Genomic DNA, 19,970 nt, shown 5'->3' with positions numbered 1-19,970 from the left:
TTATTGATTCCTCGCTCTGGAAATGCAATGAAAATCGCTATTATTGGTGGCTCCATCGCAGGTTGTGCTTTGGCCTTATTATTAAAGGATAAATCCCAAGTTACTGTTTTTGAACGAGGACATGACTTACAATCACGAGGAGCCGGCATTACTTTATCTGTTGAGCTATTACAATCCTTAATCAACAAAAATCTTATTGATAGAGATACTCCATCCCATAGTTTCAATACACGAAGCTTTTACTGTCAATCCAATGAAGATCCTGTTTTCGGCAAGTTTTTATGGCAACAAAACCTTTCAATGGCCAGCCTACATTGGGATACTTTGTTCACTAATTTAAGAAAAAGAATACCCAATCAAATATACCACCCAGATTGTAAAGTAGTAGAAGTACAGCTTCAGGAAGCAACTAAAATAGTGGTTTTAGAATCTGGAGAGAAATGTTTATTTGATTTTATCGTCTTTGCAGATGGGGCTCAGTCTATGGGACGAGAGCTAATATCACCTCAATCAAGACTTGAATATTCAGGATATGTAGCATGGAGAGGTACTTTAGATTTTAATGTAATAAGCAATAAATCACTTTTCAATACTCAGGGACTGTATTACTGCTTTAACAAAGGGCATTTATTAACTTATCCCATCTACCATCATCAAATTAATAAACTAAATTGGGTTTTTTATGAAAAATTAACCCTGGAAGAGCTAGAGGCATTAGGCTCCACCTCTTTGGTCAACTTTTCAACTAAAGCAAAACAACATCTACACCAATTAGCCCATAATAATTTACCCCAAATAGCCGCCCAAATCATACTCGATACTTCCTCACCCTTTATGCAAAAAATTGTGGATGTATGCGCCGATCAATTTACATATCAAGGAGCTCTTTTATTAGGAGATGCCAGTACTGTATTACGCCCCCATGTAGGAAATGGCTCTTCTCTAGCGATACAAGATGCTCTGAATCTTAATGAGTGTTTCATCCAAACTAATGACTTTCAACAAGCGATTGTTGCATGGGAAAAAGAGTCTCTTCCTAAAAGACTCGCTATGTATGATTTATCAAAACGAATGGCAGAAGCATTAGTTTTAAAGCCTGTAGTCTGGCAAGAAATGGATGAATCAAAAATGTCTTCGTGGTGGGAACAAATCATCCTAGGTGAGCAATGGTATACAACTATTGATCAAAAAAAATAGGGCCGTTGGTAATTGGTTTTCTTACTGTTCGCAGGTTATGCTTGAAAGATCCTCATTCTTAAACTTTGTGGGGTTAGAGAGCGCTTTTACAAACACCTTAAAAAGTATAGCGATTGGCAGGCTCAGGCCTGTCAAATCCCATTTGTTCAACTATATCAGCAACTTTTTCTTCATCATCCAATTTAATTCTGAGAAAATCCAAAGCTTCAGAAGGAATTGTAGCTTTATTTCCATCATTTTCGAATCTCACAATATGACTGAGCTGTTGACCATTGTGCTGCATAGGATATTTTTCTCCCGAACCATAATAGGAAAGCCCTTTGAATCCAAAGTCATCCAATAACTTCTTAAATGTTTGTGCATCTTGCGCATTATCAAAAGCCATTTTAAAGGTCCCCTTCATGTCCCCCTTACTTACTAAGGGGATATCGCTGTTTTTTGATACTGCCTTACTATCAACCATTTCTTGAATCACTGTGCTAACCTGGCTTGAACCTTCTTTTGGTAATGTTTGGCTTGATTTGGGTGAGGTTAGGATTGATTGAGGCACACTTGTATTCATGGTGTGTGGATTGGGTGAGTTCATTTGCTGTGTTTGATTAAAATGATCAACTAAACCTTGAAAACGACTTTTATCCGTACTTTTTTCCCAATTGGACGTTGAACTTCGCCTAAACTCATAGCCAACAATCCTATCATCGTGAATAACAAGACGTTGATTACCTCCTGAACTGTACATATGAGATTTAGAGGATTGCTTTTGTTGGGTTTGATTAAAGTGATCCACTAAGCCCTGAAAACGAGTTTTATCCGTACTTTTTTCCCAATTCGACGTTGAGCTTCGCCTAAATTCATAACCAACAATCTTATCATCTTGAACGACAAGGCGTTGATTACCACCAGAACTGTACACATGAGAAGATTGCTTTTGTTGGGTTTGATTAAAATGATCCACTAAGCCCTGAAAACGAGTTTTATCCGTACTTTTTTCCCAACTGGAGGTTGAACTTCGCCTAAATTCATAACCAACAATCTTATTATCTTGAACAACCAGACGCTGATTACCACCAGAGCTGTACACATGATTTGGCCGGGTAGATGAAAAAAGATTTTGAAAGGGATTACGATGATTCACCTGAGGCGGTGGCGTTGGTAATGGTGCTGTTGTAAATGATTGTGCATTTTGTTGTTTATTTTTAATTAATGTAGGAGAGGTTTTTTGTACGAGCGAGGGGCTTAAGTCCGACGTATCGGGTTGATTGAATCCCTGATCTTTTCCTGATTTTTTTCTAACATCCTTGAGTGCAACTTGGACTCCTTGCTGATATTGGATTTGGGCATTGGCATAGTAACCTGCTACTTGCGCTGTTTTTAGGGTATCTAATTTTGGCGCAGGAGAGTTTTCATCAAATTGCTTGTTTTTAATCATCATAGCAAATGCGGTTTGGGAATTACCAAGAATATTCTTCCCCTTCCCACCTGGACCAGTACCCCATTCTTCCTCTGGCTTTTGACCTTTACTTAAACTGCTCGTATCCTCAATAATAGTAGCAGGCCCCTGATTGTCGCCAAAAGCATCACCCAACTCAATGGATTTGTGAATGCTGTCGCGAAACTCTTGTGACTGCTGATATTTAGCTGCATTAATTTGCATTTGCACGAAAACTTTATCGTTATCCCATGCATTATTAAATCCATTAGGTGTCATGTATGCGTGATGCGCATTGGGAATATGGTAAGGACTGCCCGGATTTCTTAATCCACCAAGAATTGCCGCCGGACTTTTTTCATTTTGCCAAGCAGCTAAATATTGTTGTTTATATTCTGGTTTTATTTTTTGAAAATGCAGATAATGCTCAGAAGTTGGAAAATGAATTTTTCCTAAATGCGGGTCTACAAAATCATAGCCCTTACCCTTGTTATCATCAAAATTACTTAAAGCAAAATTCTCTTTTCCTCTCTCATAACCGGAAACACAAACATTTTTTCTATTCGGTGGACTTCCATCATTAAGATATAGTTGTCCGCCCATAATAGCCCCGCATACAAAGAAAAATATATATTTATATTATATACAACAATCTTACGAAGTGAGCAAAATCAGCACTAAAATCTGTCTTGTAGTCTAGATAAAGACACTGGATAGGAAAAAAATAATTGAAGAGTGTTTCACTATTTATGCTTCTCTCGTAGACTTCTCAGATAACGAGTACCCAAAAAGCCAGCCATCATTCCGGCAAAGTTCGCCCAATAAATTGGCCAAGAAAAAACACCAAGCCCTACAATATTAGGGCCAGGACAAACCCCAGTCATTCCCCAACCAATACCAAAAACGGCGGCTCCAAGCATAAGTTGCCAGTCAACTTTTTCTTTAGTAGGCAAATCATAACCTACATAGAGCAATGGTTTAACCAGCCATTTACGTAATTGGAACAAAAGAAAAGTCACCAATAAAGCAGTAGCGAAAGTGAGGTATAAATCGATACGAAATGTATCCGCACCAATTTTTAAACCAGATATAATGATATCTGGGCTATACATTCCTGTTAAAATTAAACCCAAACCAAATATTAAGCCAAGAATTAATGAAATAAGTCCTTTCATGTTCTATTTCCTTAATGAATCAGCCAAGCGGTAATAATCGCAATAGGAAAGAAAATTCCTACCGCTATCATAGAACGTTTACATAATAGAGATAAGCAGCATAATCCATGACCACTGGTACAACCGCTTCCAAGAAAGGTGCCTCCACCAACAAAAATTCCGCCAAGAAACATAAACCAATAACTTGTTTTAAAAATGGCGGTGGGATCTGCGACATTCTGAGTCAGATTAAAGAGTACCCCAGCTAAAAAATCCGGCTAAAAATAAAAGCTTATCCCTATTGGGTCTATGGGTTGTAAAATCCCATGAACCAAAAAGAATACCACTACACCCAAGAATTTTCCCTTGAAGCAATAACATCATTCCAGCAGCTAGCCCTAGAAGAATTCCCCCAAAAATTACTTTCATTTCAATGATCATTTTAGTTAGCCTTCTTTGCTTTCCATTTACTCCAACTCTCTGGATTCCCTTTCAAAAATTGTTGTGCAAACTGATAGAAACGAGAAAGAAAAAGAATTCTCTGCTCATAATAAGGCGTTAAGTAGGGATCGGCCCGATTCACATCAAATAAATTATAATAAGGTGGAATTGATGCATGACGTGCAATGATTTCATCAAAACTCACCTTATTCGCATTTTTTAACATATCATACATGACTAAAAAGGTAGTCGTACGCCCTTTACCACCTCGACAATGGATATGAAACCAAGAGTCTTTCGGTGCATTTTTTATTATGGTCACAAAGGCATCAACCTCAGAATCATTTGGGGCCATATGATCCGTTACATATAACCTATGATATTCAAAACCTAATCGAGAAACCAATTCCTTTTCACTTTCAATTTTTTTAACGGGTATGTTTTTGCCGCTTGAATACTCCTTTGCTGCAAACTGTTGCGAGGATAAAACACCTTTGGCTTTTTTCTCTACTTTTAATGTGTTAAGCCAATTTTCTTGTGCGATAAGACTTTGCTCATTACTTTTTCCTCGATTTATCCAATCATATTCACTCACCAAAGTTATTGCACGACCATTCAAATAACCATGGCTTTCCTGGCGTAAGTCTAACACCAACACAGATTTAGCCTCGATTTTCCTGTGTTTTGCAATGTAGTCTGCAATTTCTTTCCATCCTTTTTCACTGGGCTCTTCACTCCCTGAAATCCATAGCTCACTAATACCACAGTTATTGCCTTGATAAGCATCAGCAATCATAGATGCATCGCGTAACCATTTTAATGGAGAAGAAGAAAGCTCGCTGTCTTGAACAATACACGGGTTATTGATTGTCGCATCACACATGAGAGTCTCGGTTTGGGCAAAAAGAAATCCTTGAAATAATAATAGCGTCAAAGTAGCTATGATGCTCTTAAAATAGACCATGAATTAAACCCTAAGAGAAATATCAATCATTTTATGTTAATTATTTTTTTTTTACTGTAAGCCTGCAAAAATAAATAATTTTTTATTAGGGTCTGTTGACAATTCACCTGCCGCCTACGTGCCGCGGCTTGTCCGCGGCATCCAGTAGATGGTCAAATTAAAAGCTGAACAACCTAATTGATTGATTAATGGAAGCAAACTCATAATATAACGGCTCAGATACCAAGTATAAAACGAATTTGCAATGCTTAAACTTATGCTCAATGACGAGCGTTGGTCAAAGCTGAGGGTACAGCACAGAATTTATGACAAGCCCAATCTTGGTAGGATAGTTGAGGCAATGTTATATCGCATGCGGGTTGGGTGCCCTTGGCGTGACCTATCGATAGATTTTGGATGCTGGAATTGAATTTATCAACAATTTAATCGATGGTCATCTCAAAAAAAGTTAATTCAAATTTTTAAAACGCTTGTGCAAGAGCCCGATTTAGAATGGGAGTTTATTGATGGCAGTATTGTCAAAGCCCATCAACATAGTGCTGGCGTGCCTAATAAGGAAGAACAAGGCATTGGTAAGTCGGCTGCTGGAAATACAACGAAGATTCATATGGACGTTGATGCTCACGGATTACCTATTGATTTTGAAATAACAGGTGGCGAAGTGCATGATTGCAAAGTGGCACCAGAATTTATCGAAAAGTTACCTGCTGCAGAACATACTATTGCAGATAAGGGTTATGATAGCGAAGAGGTTCGAGATACCATTCGAAAAAAATCATCCATTCCCGTGATTCCAGGAAAGAGCAATTCTAAAACTGGCAATGCAGATATGGATTGGGGTATTTATAAATACAGACATCGAGTTGAAAATTTTTTTTTCAGAATAAAACACGTTCGTGCAATCGCCACAAGAGTTGATAAATTAAAGCGAAACGATGCTTCTCTTGTTGCTATGGCATGCGCATTTTTATGGCTACCTATGTAGCGCAGCTTCCGGTATTATCTCAGTGTTTGTCCAACAGTCAAGGAAGTACGATGAGTCTGGCTTATGTTTCTATTCTTGCGAGTCAGCATCATGGTACTCTTTACGTAGGGTCTACGTCAGACATCATTAAACGGACTTGGGAACACAAAAATAAAGTCAGTCCTGGTTTCACTGCTCAGTATAACGTACATATGATGGTCTATTATGAAGCATATGAATTATACGTTGAAGCAGCACGACGTGAAAAACGTTTCAAAAATTGGCCAAGACAATGGAAAATAAATTTAATAGAGAAACTAAACCCTCAATCGCGTGACCTGTATCAAGAAATTTGCCAATGATTTAGATCGAATGGATGCCGCGGACAAGAAGCGGCACGTAGGCGGCAGGTGAATTGTCAACAGACCCTAAGCTTTAATTTTAATGATGACAATAAGAATGGATAAATTGGCTCACGACGCAAGCAAAACGAGCGTCCCACAAATTTTGATGTCCTTTATCGGGAAAAGCGACCCATTTCTTTGGTTGATTTGCAAATTTGAAAAGAGTTAAACCCTGACTATAAGGAACAACCTCATCTAGTTGACCATGCAACATTAAGGTGGGTACATGAATCTTTTGAATACGTGATAAAGAATCATATTTATCGATTAAAGGAATGGGTAACCAAAAATAATGATATCGGGCTAAAGCAGTGAGTGATGTATAGGGTGATTGTAATACCAAAGCACAAATCGGAAACTCAGTAGCCAATTGAGTTGCAACCCCAGTACCCAAAGACTCACCATAAAGTATCATATTATTCCCTTGAATACCCTGTTGGTATAAAAATTGAATTGCTGCGCCACCATCCTGGTAAAGTCCTGCTTCTGTTGGGCTGCCAGGATTTCCTCCATACCCCCGGTATTCAAGTAATAGTACGCCGAATCCTTCTGAAAGAAATTGACGTACCAAACTCATACGATAGCCAATATGCCCCCCATTTCCATGCAAATACAAAATCGTCGGGTTATTATGCGTAGGCCGCTTGTACCAGGAATGCAGAATAAGTCCGCCAGTTTCATGTATTTGAACCACTTCCATATCTTGGGCTTGAAAATCTTTCGGATGAGGTTTTTCTTCATCAGGGAAATAAATAAAATGGCGTTGCAAGAAATACGCAATTAGGAACATTAAAAGAATCAGAAAGAGAAGAAGCAAAAATTGTTTTAGTATCATGAAATTTCTTCTAAATTTGTATTACTAAGTGTAATACCGCTCCCGATCATCGCGTCATTGAATAAAAAAGCAAGTTTATTTATCAATCGCATGATAATTCATTCGGTGCTGTATATACTAAATTATAGAATTAAGGAATCTTAAATGTCTTAAAATCAGGAGATGGTGGTGGAAAATAAGGAATGGCAGTTTTCACTATGGTATGTTCTGATGATTTTTTGGCTTATCTTCCTCATCCAAAATTTTTTTTTCGCACCAAGCCCGGTTGATGTCGCCTACAGTGATTTTATAAAGCTTTTGAAGGCAGATAAGTTGGATAATGTCTTATTAAGCGAAAGCTATATTACTGCAAATGTGAAAACAGAGGCCCTGGATGGATTGCTCCCCAAAGAAAAAATAAAAGAAATTGAGCATTCGAGCAGCAAAGAACATCAAATTACGACAGTCCGCATCAATGATCCTTCCCTTATTAGTAATTTAGAGACAGCAAAAGTAACATTTAATGGGGAGGCCGAGAATAAATGGCTAACCCTCATCTTATCTTGGGTTATTCCTGCGCTGCTTTTCTTCATTCTCTGGGGCTTTTTAATAAAACGCATGAGCTCAACTGCAGGTGGCGTATTAGATGTAGGGAAAAGCAAAGCTAAAGTATATATGGAAAAAAAAACGCATGTTTCTTTTCAAGATGTTGCGGGCGTAGATGAAGCAAAAACAGAACTAATGGAGGTAGTCGAATTCCTCAAAAATCCCCAACATTATACACGAATAGGAGCTCATATACCTAAAGGAGTTCTCTTGGTTGGTCCTCCTGGAACAGGAAAAACATTACTGGCACGCGCTGTTGCTGGCGAGGCGGGAGTGCCTTTTTTTTCTATTAATGGTTCAGAATTTGTAGAAATGTTTGTTGGGGTAGGGGCTGCACGAGTTCGCGATCTTTTTATCCATGCCCGAGAAGCAGCCCCAGCAATTATTTTTATCGATGAACTTGATGCTTTGGGCAGAGCACGCGGTGCCTATCCCATTGGTGGTGGGCATGACGAAAAGGAACAGACGTTAAATCAATTACTTTCGGAAATGGATGGTTTTGATCCCAGCGAAGGACTTATACTTCTTGCTGCAACAAACCGTCCAGAAATCCTTGATCCCGCCTTATTACGAGCCGGACGCTTTGATCGCCACGTATTGGTCGATCGGCCGGATAAAATAGGCAGAATAGAGATTCTTCAGGTACATTTGAAAAAAATAAAACAAGCACCAGATGTTGATCCCGAAAAAATTGCTGCATTAACTCCAGGCTTTTCTGGCGCTGATTTAGCAAATCTTGTTAATGAAGCAGCACTGCTTGCAACCCGCCATAATGCTGATTCTGTAAGCATGGATGATTTTACGAACGCGATAGAACGCATAGTAGCAGGTTTGGAGAAAAAGAACCGATTACTTAATCCCAACGAACGTAAAATAGTTGCCTATCATGAGATGGGGCATACTTTAGTTGCTCTTTCATTACCCAATGTAGATCAAGTTCATAAAGTCTCAATTATTCCACGAGGAATTGGAAGTTTAGGTTATACGATTCAACGCCCTACCGAAGATCGTTATCTCATGACTGAAGAGGAGTTAAAAAATAAAATGAAAGTGCTTCTAGGTGGAAGAGCAGCAGAATTTATTATTTTTGATCGCTTTTCAACCGGTGCGGCAGACGATCTTGCCAAAGCCACTGATATTGCTCGAAGCATGGTTATGCGTTATGGCATGGACAAAGTCCTTGGCCCAGTAACCTATCAAAAAGAACCCTCTTCTTTCTTGGAATTACCTATGGGACATAATGAACAAGAATTTAGCGATAAAACCGCATGTGAGATTGATGTAGCAGTTCGTAAAATAATCCAATCCGCATTTGATGATGCCGTAGATTTGATTAAAAAACATATTAAATCTTTGGAAACAGGGGCACAGTTGTTACTCCAAAAAGAAACCCTAAATGAAAAAGATTTAATTGCACTGAACATTAAATAATTATTCATTTGAGGGGTTGCACTGCACTTGTTTTATCAAAATGGATTAAACCATCAAACTGATACGGTAATTTTGTAAAAAAATAATGACTATAGCGCTCCGTATCTGGGCGGTAAATCACACCTATAGCCCTTTGCAACCGTGGAATTTTTAGATAATGCTCTAATTTCTCCTGCTTTAATAAGCTTAAGAAAAAATTTTCATATTTGACATGGTGAAAAAGATGCTCATAACTTCCAGGAAGGCCAGGTGTTACCTGTTTTTTCTGCCCGGCTCCGCCCCAATCTGATGCTGCCCTTACGGTTCCTTCATAGGTTGAAAAACCAAGGGAATAAGAGTGATTATCATATTGTTCTCGCACTAACTGACCAGGATTAAATTCGTTCCGTTCGCCCATTTCAGTTGCTCGAGCATCACCAATGTGTGAATTATGAGCCCAAATGATTATTTTAGCGGGTTTATTGAAGCGTGTTTCCAAATGATCCGCCAATACATTAAGCGTTTCGGCCATATGACGATCACGAATATTCCATGTCGAAACCCTGCCTTCAAGCATGGAACGATAATAATTTTCTGCATTTTTTACTAGCCGTGCATTTTGAGTTGCAAAAAAATATTCATCTTCCGTCGCTATCCCATTCCGATGTACATAATCAAATGCGTGATGCTGTAAATCAATAAGCTGGGTGATTGCCTCATGAATACATGATTTTTTAACTCCGGCTTGAATTAAATAACCATACATTTGCGGATCCTGATGCATATGATCAAAACACGCATAACGTTGTTTTGCCCGTGTTGCAGCTTGAGGATCAACTTTATTTAAAAAATCAATCACCGCTTGCATAGACGCGTTTAAACTGTATAAATCTAACCCGTAAAATCCGATTTTTTGTGCTGGAGGTAAATCATCATTGTGGTTACGTAACCATTCGAGAAATGGAGGCAATGTTGTATTACGCTACATCCAGGGTGGAAAACGTTTAAATGCAGCAAGAGAACATTCGCTCTGATTTGCATTTCCATCTCCTTGCAAATAGCGATGAACTCGATATACATCAGGCCAATCCCCTTCAATCGCTATGGCCATAAAACCATGTTCTTTAATGAGACGTTGGGATACGTTAATGCGTGCCTGATAAAACTCATGAGACCCATGAGACGCTTCTCCAATCATGACAAAGCGGGCAGCTCCAATTTGCTTTATTACAGCCGCATAATCTTCGCTTTGCTCCTCCAGTGGTATTGCTGAATGATTGAGTTCATCAAGTAATTTTTGCAATGCATCCTCACTCATAAAAATCTCCTTAGAGTATCTGACATTACTTTAACTTACATGATGCAGTAAAATGCTGGTCAAACCATTTTTGCGCTAAAATCGCCACCTCCTGTAACGTTCCAGGTTCTTCGAACAAATGGGTTGCTCCAGGAACTATCTCCAATCGAGTGGTACAGTGCATTTGGGACATTGCGTGTTGATTTAGCCCTATAACCACCTCATCATTACCACCAACAATCAGTAACGTAGGTGCTTTGACTTGAAGTAAATAATTTCCAGCTAAATCGGGTCGACCACCTCGCGATACAATTGCTTTAAATAGCTGAGGTTCTTGAGCAGCTGCTTCAAGAGCAGCACCTCCGCCAGTACTGGCGCCAAACAAACCAATAGAAAACTGATAAGGAGCCAATTCGTTGATGCACCAATAAGCCACCGTAATAAGGCGCGAAGCCAATAAATGAATATCAAACCGAAATTCACGGGTTACCTCATCAATAAGATCCTCTTGTGAGGTGAGTAAATCAAAGAGCAGCGTTGCATATTTTCCTTGATTCAAAATACTTGCCACATATTGATTACGTCTACTAAATCGACTACTACCACTACCATGTACAAAGAGAATAATTCCTTTAGCCTCTTCAGGTATCCTCAAGAGCCCCTTAAGATAGACATTTTTGCTTGGAATTGACACAGAATGTTCCATACCAGTAGTTAAGGTATTCATAACTATTCCTTTTTCATTCCCTTGATTATTCCAATTATAGACTGAAGCAAACTAATCGAGGCATTATTTAGTCCTCCATACTTAATATTTGAATTAAGTAATTCGCTTGCGTTAAGCGTTGTGCTAATGTGGCGCTAATTTTTTTATGAAAAATAAGTGCCGCTTCAGGATATAATTTTTCAAAATCTATAAGAGCATTTTGTGCTAATTTATAAAAAGAACACTCCTTCTCCGCACGTACTGAGGCAGTACGTGAAGTACCTAAATAAAACCCTATTTCACCAATAATTGTTCCTGCGCCACTTTTAGCGAGGCGAATTTCTCTATCATTTGATTTTAAAAAAATAGATACCTCTCCTGATTCAATAAAACAAATGGAGTCACTCGGCTCACCTTGTCTAAAAAGATACTCTCCAACCTTTATTTCAAATTTCTCTAAATATTGAGCAAAAAACTGTTGTTGATGTTCATTGGGAATCAACTGGTTTAATGTATTTACAATAATCGATTTTCCGGTTGGTTTGAGTTCTTGAGGAAGTTGTTTCAGCAGTTCCTGCTCGCACCATTCTAGCCCTTGATCAATATCGGGAAACAAAAGAATCTTAGAATGCTTATTTAATACTCTTTGCCTATAAAACTGATCGATTAAAAACTGAGAACAATGAGTAAAAATCAATTCTAAATTGATACTACGAATAAGTTGTTGTAAGCGAATAAAATTGAAATTAGCAGAAGAATCAAGGCCATTAACCAATTGAAAATCAAAAATTAAAAATTGAAATTTTTGCTTTTTTTCTGCAATTAAATGACTTATGCGATCTAATAATAATTTAGTACTACCAAAAAAAAGATAGCCTTGTAATTTAAATATAAGTATTTTATGACCGTTTTCCATGAGCCATTTTTGCTCATAAAAAGGTCTAATAACATTGCTGTGGTAATAGTCCTCAGTAATAGAATATTTAATGGCATCAATTTTTGCATAACGAATTACAAAACTGATGCAAGTAATAACCAGCCCAATAAAAATACCGGGTAAAAACCCGAAAATAGAAATAATGAATACAATAGAGATAAGGATTAGATAATCCATATGCGGTAGTTCATACCATCCATTATATAACCAATCATGCATCAACTTAAAAGCAATCGAAAGCAATAAACCGACTATTACAGGTATTGGTAAATAGGAAATAATACTGGAATTGAAAAAAAGAATAGCCAGACAAACACCACTTGCAATAATGCCTGAAATATGACTTGTTGCTCCCACATTTCGGTTAAATAGTGTGCCGCTAAGTGATAAATTACAAGGGAATGCAAAAAATAGTCCTCCTAGAATATTAGCTATCCCAGCTATCTTTAGCTCGTGCTCTACATCCGTATTTAGCTTTTCCGCTGTTTCTATACCACTAATATTGAGAAGTAATAAAACAATAATAAGGCCAATTAAACCCATTATATAGCCAAACTGGTGAACAATAATATTCCAATCAATTTGTCCGAGCATGGAAAAATCAAGCGCGTTAAAAATAAAAGTCGATGTAAATGTTGAAAGGAGCCAACCTGATTTTATCGCTTCTGCAGGAGACACCTGATTAAGATAAAGAAAAATTTGAATCAAAAGCGACAACAGAACTACTGATAATGGCAATACCCAAAATCGTTTATAAAAAAGTAATAAGAGAGCAAGCCCAAATGCAAGGCTTAATTGTATGATTGTCTGCGCATGTAATGTACTTTGAATGCTGAGGTCATGACTAATAAGACGTAAACTTGAACGAGCGATAATCCAGGCACTCCCTACTATAACCCCACCTAAAACCGGATAGGGCAAGAATCGGACAGCTTGCCCGAGTCTTAGGTAACCTAAAAAAAACATGGTGCAACCTACCATTAAAGAGACCAACATCAGGGTGACAATTAGGGTAGAGAAAAGAGATTTTTCTGTTAATGGCTGGGCAGCAATATGAGCGAATACAATCGCCAAAATAGCACCTACCGCAGGTTCAGGACGTGAGATACTAAATGAAATGGAGCTAAAACAAGAGCATAATAAATTAACAACAATTGAACCAATGAAGATACAACTAATTCCTAAACTAAGATATAGAGACAAGCGCCCTTTAAAAACCAACGCACTCACGGCAATGGCAATAATTGCCATTACAAAACCAGAAAGCACACCAGCAACAATATCCTTTGTAATTACAGGATTTTTTTTCTTCTTAGGCTTTGACAAGTATTACCCTTTATTGGAATCTCCTTGATAAATAGATTATAGTACACCTATATCTACTTACTTTAAGTACTTGAAAAAAATTGTAAAAATGAGGATTTAACCATCCATGCAAAACACTTATCCCTGGACTTTAAAAGAGCCAATCGATGTCTTTTTCTTTGACTGTGATGGCACACTTTCACTTATTGAAGGGATTAATGTGTTAGCGACGCTAAATGGCGTTGCAGAAAAAGTGCATCGTATTACAGCACGATGTATGGGGAAAACCGGAATGACTCCCCATGATTACCGCCAACGCTTGGATTATGTTCAGCCCACATTAAAGCAAATTCATGCATTGGCAAACCAATATAAACAACATATTGCTCCAGGAGCATTTGAACTGATTGAATTACTCCATCTCTTAAATAAGAAGGTGTATATCATCTCTGCTGGCATTAAAACATCGGTAGACTTATTTGCTCAAATGTTAGGAATCCCTACAAGTCATGTACTTGCCGTAGACGTATATTTCAATGAATGCGGAAATTATCAAGGCTTTGATGAAGAAAGTAATATGACTCAAGGCAATGGAAAAACAATAGAAATTTCCTCGAAACTTAAGCCAGGTGAACGCTCTTTGCTTGTCGGTGATGGAGTGAGTGATTGGGAGGCTCAAAATAAAGTAACTCGATTTATTGGTTTCGCTGGCTTAAATCCCAAAGACTGGGTAAAAAATCATTCTAAGTTCTATATCACCAATACCAGCTTTTACCCAATAATTCCTCTCAGCCTAACCGTTGATGAGTTGAAACAATTACCCCCGCAGTACTATGCTTACTATAAGCGGGGATTAAAAGAGATTGAGAGTTCTATTGTTCTGATTAAGGAGGATAAACATGTTCACGATTCAAGTTCTTGATAATATATCTCTTCAAGGCTTGAGTTTGTTTCATCCTGATCTTTATCAATTAGGTCTTAATCCCATAGATCCCGATGTCATTTTGGTACACTCCCATAAATTACATAATCATCCTTTCTCAAAGAACTTAAAGGCAGTAGCCCGGGCTGGAACAAGCACTAATAATATCCCTGTTGAAGCACTGACTAAAAAAGGTATTCCGGTGTTTTATGCTCCTGGAGCAAATACAAATGCCATAAAGGAATTAGTGATGGCAGCGATGATTATGGGTTACAGACATTTGGATCAAACTCAGACATTTCTTACTGATTTAACCAAAGCAAATAACCGGTTATTTGATCAAGAAATTGAAACTAAAAAGAAGAAATTTATTGGCCATGAGATTTCAGGTAAAACTTTAGGTGTTATTGGTTTAGGTAACGTAGGCGTAAAAGTTGCTAATGCAGCATTAGCTTTAGGTATGAAAGTATTAGGATTTGATGCAAACATGACTTTGAATAATGCTTTAGCACTTATGCCTGGAGTTGAAAAAGTTACCGATATGAATCTCTTATTGACTCATGCAGATATTATTACTTTGCATATTCCTTTAAATGTAGAGACTCAGCATTTAATTAATGAAGAAAATATTGTCCTATTAAAGCCCAATACACTTTTACTGAATTTTTCCCGAGAACAAATAGTGAGCGAACCCGCTATCTTACAACAATTAAATAATAATCAATTAATGGGTTATATTACTGATTTTCCAACAATTAACCTCGCAAATCATCCTAATGTTCTCTGCTTCCCTCATTTGGGAGCGAGCACTCAAGAAGCAGAACAAAGTGCTTCAGAAATGATTATTCGAAATATTTGTAATTATCTAGAACATGGCGGCATAGAATATTCGGTTAATTTTCCAAATATATCGCTGGCAGCGGCGCAAATACCTAATTGCCACCGTATACTTACTATTAACCAAAACACCCCTGGAGTAATAGGTAAAATTACCCAGAAAATCTCAAAAATGGAATATAATGTAGAGCAAATGGAAAATAAATCTCGAGGGTCAATAGCAATTAATCTTATTGATCTTTCTGGTCCAAAGGAATCACTTCCTCAACTTTGTAAACAATTAAAAGAAATCTCAAGTTTAATGCACGTACGACATATTTCAGTCCATAATAAACAGTAAAATTAGCTTTATGGCAGCAAATGAAGTCTTTTTACTACAACGTAAAGATGCTATGCTATGTAAAATTTTTACACAAAAACGCATAATCAATGTTTGGACTCAATCACAGAGTAGGAAAAGCCTTCTTTAATACCGCAAAGCATAATGAACTATTAGTAACAAGCCGTTTTTTTACGCTACAAGGAGAAGGACCGTATCGTGGGCACCCAGCTTACTTCATTCGTCTGGCTAAATGCAATCTAGCTTGCTCATTTTGTGATACCTATTTTGATTCTGGTGAATGGAGAAATTTCAACTCTTTGCTGGAAGAGGCTGACCAGGTTATCGAAGATTTTTTCAAAAACCGTAGCTTATCAATTCCTTCTTGGGCACAAGGTCTTACCAAAAAAATGGTGCTAGTAATTACCGGTGGAGAACCTTCATTACAACAAAATTTATCTGCATTTTTAGAAATGGCTCAACTTTATTTTCAATCGACTCAAATTGAATCAAATGGTATTTCTGCTCTACCTGCTCTCCCTGAAAGCACTACTTTGGTAGTAAGCCCTAAATGCCTGGAAAAAGCAGGTAAAGTCATTCGTTATCTAAAGCCCAATCCCAAAATGTTAGAGCGGGCTGATTGTTTGAAATTTGTGATCTCAGCTCCTGAAGACAATCAATATGCACCCTACAGTGACATTCCCTTATGGGCACATGAATGGGCAAAAAAAACGCACAAACAAATATTCATAAGCCCAATGAATATTTATCAAAAAGAACCTCAGCGTGTTAAAGCCATGCGTGATGAAGGTCGTGATCTCACTATGGCTGAGCGTTCTGAAATCAATGAAGTGGTTAGCTTTTGGGAGTCTGGGCTCCTGGATCTGAAAAGAAACCAACGTAACCATGAATACGCCGCAGAGTATTGTATGAGATATGGATTTATCCTCAACCTACAAATTCATCTTTATGCCGGTCTACCTTAGTAAGGATAAAAATCAGCAAACACCAATATTGCCTAGTAAAGGTAGGTTGAGCAAAAGAAAGCAAGCCATCAATCCCTGCTCACGCAAGCTCCCAGAAATCCCCATACGCATTCAATGAAAAAAGATACCCATGGCTTTGTTATAAATCAAACCGTAGCGACCATATCGTGACCACAACATGTGGGTGACTTGATTTGACCACAACCGTTAGGACACTTCGCTACTTGTATCTTGCCATCATCGGTTTTTATAGTATCACCCACTAATAATGTATCACATTTACTGCAGGTTATATTTTTTACCGCCATACCACATTTATGACATTTGTATTCCATGACACTATCTCCTTACAGTTAATTTTATTTGTTCAATATAGGCACAAAAATGGAATTTGTAAAATTTCAAATAAAATCTCTTACCGAGAACTATTAGGACTCCTGTATTGCAAGTACAATAAGGCAAGACCAATTAAAGGAATAAAAATATCACTCCAAAAAATAATTCCCGCATTACCAGGCGCAAAATTATTGGCAAATATCATTTGATAAATATGACCGCCTGCCGCCCCCCATAAAAACATGGAAGGAGCAAGCATAGTTGCTGCCCGAAAACCTAACCCGGCCCAAAAGCTTAAAACACCAACAAGACCAAATCCAAGACTTGCAAATCCTACTTCGAGTTGAAAGGGGCTTTGGCTCCAACCAATAAAAGCAGCAGCCATATCACCAAAGAAAACATGTACAAAAAAATTATAAATAAAACTGATTCCGATATTAAAAAGTAAAAAATATGCAAATAAAATATCGATGTATTTTGTTTTACTCATAGGTTTTTTTTGCAATAATATAGAAATACCAGCAGAAATAACGCTCAAAATAAACAGCGTCAAAGTAAAATTTGACAAAATAAAAACTATAAACGCTTCCATACTTTGTTCCTTGTCGTAAAATATGCAAATACAATAATACTAATGGATTAGAGTACCATTTTACGCAATCTCAAGGCATTGATAATCACTGAAACAGAACTTAAAGCCATTGCTATTGCTGCAACAATAGGATTTAAAAGTAATCCTGTGAGTGGATAAAGCACCCCAGCTGCCAAAGGGATACCTAATCCATTATAGATAAAAGCAAAAAAAAGATTCTGGCGTATGTTTTCCATAGTCACTTGAGACAGATGATGTGCTTTTACGATGCCATTTAAATCACCATGCAATAATGTGATCCTCGCACTTTCAATCGCAACATCAGTACCTGTTCCCATGGCAATACCAATGTCAGCAACCACTAGAGCTGGAGCATCATTCACCCCATCTCCGGCCATTGCCACGATGAAACCTTTTTCTTTTAATTCATGCACGATCCGACGCTTGTCCTCAGGCATAATCTCTGCAACAACATTTTTAATTCCTAAACTCTTTGCTACTGATTCAGCAGTTGCCTGACTATCTCCTGTAAGCATAAAAAGCTCAATATTACTTTTTTGTAACGCACGTATCGCCTCTGGCGTGCTTGGTTTAATCGGATCTGCTACTGCTAAAAGAGCAACGACATGGTCTTCTATAGCAAGAAACATCACCGAAGAACCTTGGGAACGTAGCGCATCCGCTTGATGAATTAGTGCCTCATCTTCCATACGATACTTTTGCATCAACCGAATACTTCCAACAGCAATTTGCAAATCATTCACACGACCACGAATCCCTTTCCCTGGTAGCGCTTCAAAATGTGTTACGGCTGCAAAAGATAATTGTTTTTCTTTGGCAGCACCAATGATGGCATAGGCTAGAGGATGCTCACTATGAAGCTCGAGAGCCGCCGCTAAAGCCAATAGTTCATCCACTTCAAATTCTTTAGTGGTGATAATTTGTGTTAACTTCGGTTGTCCTAATGTTAACGTCCCAGTTTTATCCACAACGAGCACATTAATCTTTTCCATCTGCTCAAGTGCCAGAGCATTCTTAACTAAGATTCCATTCTGAGCCCCTTTACCCACTCCCACCATAATGGACATGGGTGTTGCCAGTCCTAATGCGCAAGGACAGGCAATAATTAATACAGAGACCGCTGCGAGCAAACCATAACTAAATGCCGGCTGAGGGCCTATGAAAAACCAAATTAAAAAAGCGACTAGTGCAATTAAAATGACTCCTGGCACAAACCAACTTGAAATCGTGTCAGCTAATCGTTGAATGGGAGCTCTACTTCGTTGTGCGTCACTAACCATTTGTACAATATGTGCAAGCATGGTATCACTGCCAATGTGTTCTGCCTTCATAACAAAGCTGCCATTCTGATTTATTGTTGCGCCAATCAATTTAGATCCCACATCTTTACTTACTGGCATCGCCTCTCCAGTAACCATAGACTCATCGACGTTACTATGTCCTTCAATGACCTCTCCATCTACAGGAATTTTTTCACCAGGTCGAACTCGTAGTTTGTCTCCAACCCGAACTTGGTCGAGTGTTATTTCTTCCTCATTACCTTTAGGATCAATTCGATGAGCACTTTCGGGTGCTAAATTCAATAAAGCTCGAATAGCGCCTCCAGTTTGCTCTCGTGCTTTTAACTCCAACATTTGTCCCAGTAGAACAAGAGTTGTTATGACTGCCGCTGCCTCAAAATAAACATTGATTAACCCTTTATTGCGAAATGCAATGGGAAATGCTCCTGGAAACATCAAAACAATGGTACTGTAAATCCAAGCAACACCTATGCCCATAGCAATTAAAGTAAACATATTTAAGTGGCGTGTTTTAAGTGATTGTAGCGCGCGCTCAAAAAAGACTAACCCGCACCCAAAAACAACAGGAGTTGCAAATATAAATTGAATCCATGCCGATTGATTTGCAGAGAGAACATCAAAAAATATATGTCCACTCATTTCCAATACAAATACAGGGATGGTCAACACCAATGCAAGCCAAAACCGAAATTTCATGCCTTTATATTCAGAGTTATCTCCTTCCAAAGACACCGTTTCTCGCTCTAGTGCCATACCGCACAGAGGACAAACTCCTGGGCCTGGTTGACGAATTTCAGGATGCATAGGACAGGTAAACATACCCATTGCAATTTCACTTTCAGGTAAATCTTGCTGATGCATGTGATGAAGACATGATTGACGCTCATCTGCCGATTCATTCTTTTTTAGGTGGTGATGTTCATGATCATTAGGTCCATTTTTCATTGATCATATACCTATTTGGTCCATCATATAAAAGAATTATAGCCTCATAATAAAGGCCTTGGTGCAACAAAACCAAGGATTAG

16 protein-coding genes and 2 pseudogenes are annotated in these 19,970 nt (G+C 38.1%); 7 read left to right on the top strand and 11 right to left on the bottom strand.

The window, feature by feature from the left end; translation table 11 throughout:
- Positions 1-27 precede the first annotated feature (27 nt).
- Complete coding sequence (locus tag EL220_RS03625; RefSeq protein ID WP_027271084.1) at positions 28-1,197, top strand: FAD-dependent monooxygenase; 1,170 nt, start codon at positions 28-30, stop codon at positions 1,195-1,197.
- A gap of 97 nt (positions 1,198-1,294) precedes the next feature.
- On the opposite strand, the gene EL220_RS03620 is transcribed toward EL220_RS03625, so the two are convergent.
- From EL220_RS03620 to EL220_RS03605, 4 genes are all read right to left on the bottom strand, one after another.
- Complete coding sequence (locus tag EL220_RS03620; RefSeq protein ID WP_232002601.1) at positions 1,295-3,229, bottom strand: NADAR family protein; 1,935 nt, start codon at positions 3,227-3,229, stop codon at positions 1,295-1,297.
- 140 nt (positions 3,230-3,369) lie between these two features.
- On the bottom strand, positions 3,370-3,801 hold the full coding sequence (locus EL220_RS03615) for a DUF6691 family protein (protein WP_027271085.1): 432 nt from the start codon (positions 3,799-3,801) through the stop codon (positions 3,370-3,372).
- 228 nt (positions 3,802-4,029) lie between these two features.
- On the bottom strand, positions 4,030-4,221 hold the full coding sequence (locus EL220_RS18545; RefSeq protein WP_232002600.1) for a hypothetical protein: 192 nt from the start codon (positions 4,219-4,221) through the stop codon (positions 4,030-4,032).
- Position 4,222: 1 nt separating this feature from the next.
- Entirely contained in the window at positions 4,223-5,185 is a 963-nt protein-coding gene (locus tag EL220_RS03605; RefSeq protein WP_027271086.1) for a phosphatase domain-containing protein, read from the bottom strand.
- Between the two features lie 244 nt (positions 5,186-5,429).
- Here EL220_RS03605 and EL220_RS03600 point away from each other — a divergent pair.
- Positions 5,430-6,170 (top strand): annotated as a pseudogene (locus EL220_RS03600) (IS5 family transposase).
- Positions 6,171-6,220: 50 nt separating this feature from the next.
- The gene (locus EL220_RS03595; RefSeq protein ID WP_128130971.1) at positions 6,221-6,511 is read left to right on the top strand and encodes a GIY-YIG nuclease family protein; all 291 of its coding nucleotides are present in this window, start codon (positions 6,221-6,223) and stop codon (positions 6,509-6,511) included.
- Positions 6,512-6,590: 79 nt separating this feature from the next.
- On the opposite strand, the gene EL220_RS03590 is transcribed toward EL220_RS03595, so the two are convergent.
- Positions 6,591-7,388, bottom strand: a complete 798-nt coding sequence (locus EL220_RS03590; protein WP_035906189.1) for an alpha/beta hydrolase — start codon at positions 7,386-7,388, stop codon at positions 6,591-6,593.
- Positions 7,389-7,550: 162 nt separating this feature from the next.
- On the opposite strand from EL220_RS03590, the gene ftsH reads away from it, so the two are divergent.
- On the top strand, positions 7,551-9,404 hold the full coding sequence (gene ftsH, locus EL220_RS03585; protein ID WP_035906188.1) for an ATP-dependent zinc metalloprotease FtsH: 1,854 nt from the start codon (positions 7,551-7,553) through the stop codon (positions 9,402-9,404).
- Positions 9,405-9,408: 4 nt separating this feature from the next.
- Here ftsH and EL220_RS03580 read toward each other — a convergent pair.
- The 3 genes and pseudogenes from EL220_RS03580 to EL220_RS03570 form a co-directional block, all read right to left on the bottom strand.
- A pseudogene (locus tag EL220_RS03580) lies at positions 9,409-10,494 on the bottom strand (erythromycin esterase family protein).
- A gap of 232 nt (positions 10,495-10,726) precedes the next feature.
- Positions 10,727-11,407 carry a dienelactone hydrolase family protein gene (locus EL220_RS03575; RefSeq protein WP_027271500.1) on the bottom strand — a complete coding sequence of 227 codons (681 nt, stop codon included), beginning with the start codon at positions 11,405-11,407 and terminating at the stop codon, positions 10,727-10,729.
- Between the two features lie 67 nt (positions 11,408-11,474).
- Positions 11,475-13,649, bottom strand: a complete 2,175-nt coding sequence (locus tag EL220_RS03570; RefSeq protein ID WP_027271499.1) for a SulP family inorganic anion transporter — start codon at positions 13,647-13,649, stop codon at positions 11,475-11,477.
- Positions 13,650-13,755: 106 nt separating this feature from the next.
- Here EL220_RS03570 and EL220_RS03565 point away from each other — a divergent pair, with 106 nt between their 5' ends.
- The 3 genes from EL220_RS03565 to EL220_RS03555 all read left to right on the top strand — a co-directional run bounded on the left by EL220_RS03565 (position 13,756) and on the right by EL220_RS03555 (position 16,692).
- A complete protein-coding gene (locus EL220_RS03565; RefSeq protein WP_027271498.1) occupies positions 13,756-14,550 on the top strand; it encodes an HAD-IB family phosphatase in 795 nt (264 codons plus the stop codon).
- Positions 14,528-15,727 carry a 3-phosphoglycerate dehydrogenase family protein gene (locus EL220_RS03560; protein WP_027271497.1) on the top strand — a complete coding sequence of 400 codons (1,200 nt, stop codon included), beginning with the start codon at positions 14,528-14,530 and terminating at the stop codon, positions 15,725-15,727. Before EL220_RS03565 ends, EL220_RS03560 begins: the two co-directional genes overlap by 23 nt.
- Before the next feature lie 89 nt (positions 15,728-15,816).
- Positions 15,817-16,692, top strand: a complete 876-nt coding sequence (locus EL220_RS03555; RefSeq protein WP_027271496.1) for a 7-carboxy-7-deazaguanine synthase QueE — start codon at positions 15,817-15,819, stop codon at positions 16,690-16,692.
- 146 nt (positions 16,693-16,838) lie between these two features.
- Here EL220_RS03555 and EL220_RS03550 read toward each other — a convergent pair whose 3' ends face one another.
- The 3 genes from EL220_RS03550 to EL220_RS03540 all read right to left on the bottom strand — a co-directional run bounded on the left by EL220_RS03550 (position 16,839) and on the right by EL220_RS03540 (position 19,887).
- A complete protein-coding gene (locus EL220_RS03550) occupies positions 16,839-17,027 on the bottom strand; it encodes a hypothetical protein (RefSeq protein WP_027271495.1) in 189 nt (62 codons plus the stop codon).
- Between the two features lie 80 nt (positions 17,028-17,107).
- Positions 17,108-17,620, bottom strand: coding sequence for a DUF6790 family protein (locus EL220_RS03545; RefSeq protein ID WP_027271494.1), 513 nt, complete (start codon positions 17,618-17,620; stop codon positions 17,108-17,110).
- A 47-nt stretch (positions 17,621-17,667) separates the two neighbouring features.
- Positions 17,668-19,887 carry a copper-transporting P-type ATPase gene (locus EL220_RS03540; RefSeq protein WP_027271493.1) on the bottom strand — a complete coding sequence of 740 codons (2,220 nt, stop codon included), beginning with the start codon at positions 19,885-19,887 and terminating at the stop codon, positions 17,668-17,670.
- Positions 19,888-19,970: the final 83 nt, after the last annotated feature.

Origin of the sequence: Legionella sainthelensi (genome assembly GCF_900637685.1) — a bacterium.
GTDB lineage: Bacteria > Pseudomonadota > Gammaproteobacteria > Legionellales > Legionellaceae > Legionella > Legionella sainthelensi.
Note: the sequence above shows the minus strand (reverse complement) of the source record. Positions and strands in the feature narration are given on the sequence as shown.